The sequence below is a fragment of the Microvirga sp. P4_A5 genome, assembly GCF_056402495.1.
Genome location: NZ_JBFUHH010000222.1, coordinates 1 through 501 on the forward strand (window position 1 = coordinate 1; position 501 = coordinate 501).

Here is a 501-nt window from a genome sequence, read left to right on the forward strand (position 1 = left end):
GTGATGGAGAGGCCGGAACCGGTCATGCGCGTGGCACCGCCGACCATGACCAGCGCGAACAGAACCAGCAGCACAATGTAGAGCCAGCCGCGAACGAGCGCGCGGTTGTGCAGTTCCCTGTCGCGTTGAGCAAGCGGTGCAGCAGTATTGGTCATCGCGGACATGACAATCGTTCCCGGCTCGTTCGAAACTCGCCGGACTGGTGGACCATAGCGGCTTCTCTGGCAAGTTCAGCCTACGCGACACGCAGTCGCGCCGCATAGCGGCGTATCCTCGGCGGTTGCGTCGACTGGCCGGAGCGACTATGCGAGGCCTGGATAAAGGATCAAGAAATGCCCGTTCGCGTCAAGAAGTTGATCGGAACCGTGCTGCTGGTGCTGCTGGTGATCGTGTACGCGCTGATTGCAACCATGGTGGCGGTCGCGCAGCTTTCCCAGTCCGGCCCGGTCGTGCACCTGGCCTTCTTCTTCTTCAGCGGCCTGCTCTGGATCCTGCCGGCGA

The 501-nt window shown here is 62.3% G+C and carries 1 protein-coding gene and 1 pseudogene; one reads left to right on the top strand and one right to left on the bottom strand.

Annotated elements, in window-relative coordinates; genetic code table 11:
* Nucleotides 1-164, bottom strand: a pseudogene (locus AC1DVM_RS23255) (COX15/CtaA family protein); the annotation flags it as partial.
* A 168-nt stretch (nt 165-332) separates the two neighbouring features.
* Between AC1DVM_RS23255 and AC1DVM_RS23260 the strand changes: the two are divergent.
* Nucleotides 333-501, top strand: a 169-nt coding sequence (locus AC1DVM_RS23260) for a DUF2842 domain-containing protein (RefSeq protein ID WP_477258518.1), incomplete at its 3' end; no start/stop codon positions are given.